Below are 981 nucleotides of genomic sequence, written 5' to 3'. Positions count from 1 at the left end.
TCAATGACGCCGTTAATAGGTTCAGTCGCTGCGAGAAAAATAGAAACTCTAGTGAGTCAACAGAGGTTATCCAGTAATTTTTCAATTCACTCGTTACCAGATGCTCATGGTCGGGAGCATATAACTGCGGTTAAAGGCGATGCTGCTATACCTGTAGATAAGATTGAATTATATTTAAGAGGCAAAGCATCTGGTGATTTAACAACATTAAAAGCAGATTATAATGCACTTAAAGATCTGCAAGTGCAAAATCAAAAAATTTTTGCTAAAGATCCTAATAATTTTGATAAATTACGAATACTAGAAAGTAAAATACATAATGTTGAAAAATCAAGAGATATGAATAAGGTGTTAAATAATGCAGGTATACCAGATACACCTTTAAATAATTCAATGATTATTAATGAATTACTAAAATCTGCTAATGATGTAACTGCTACAAATAGAAGAACATCTATTGTTATTAATGGCTCAAAAGGAAATGTTCGAGTTTATGGTACATGGACCATCCTGCCAGATGGCTCGAAACGTTTATCAACGGTCGAAGCTGGGGCTTTTAAATAAGGGAGAGGGTAATTATGAATAATGAAAAGCAAAAAATTGAAAAGATAGCCAAAGGGATAAATAATTATTTAACCTATGGTTATGTAGACCCAAGGTCATTTAATGATCCAGCAAATGACCTATTTGACTATTTGTCTGAGTTAACTTCTTTAGATAATAAAAAGGCATTTTTTTATTATAAAAAAATATTGATTGATAAAAATATAAACGATGATTTCTTGAAGTCTCTCTGTCTAAATAGATTATTATTATCCGAATTTGAATGGAGTTACGCATTTGATTTTTTAAATAAAAATGCTCGCCAGCTAAGTATCCCTTGTTTAGAAAAAGCGTTATTTTATTTCTATTGCGCAAAAAATGATCCGGCGTCACATCCAACACCTGATAGGCTCATCGAGAAACTAATAGCTAGATACC

Annotated in this window: 1 protein-coding gene and 1 pseudogene; both read left to right on the top strand. The window is 32.0% G+C overall.

Annotation, left to right across the window (positions count from 1 at the left end; genetic code table 11):
* Positions 1–564, top strand: a pseudogene (locus ABN099_RS19000) (hypothetical protein); the annotation flags it as partial.
* 14 nt (positions 565–578) lie between these two features.
* Positions 579–981, top strand: a 403-nt coding sequence (locus ABN099_RS18995; RefSeq protein ID WP_349465934.1) for a hypothetical protein, incomplete at its 3' end; no start/stop codon positions are given.

The sequence above is a fragment of the Proteus hauseri genome (genome assembly GCF_040139125.1).
GTDB lineage: Bacteria > Pseudomonadota > Gammaproteobacteria > Enterobacterales > Enterobacteriaceae > Proteus > Proteus hauseri_B.
This window is presented reverse-complemented; position numbering and strand designations above follow the sequence as displayed.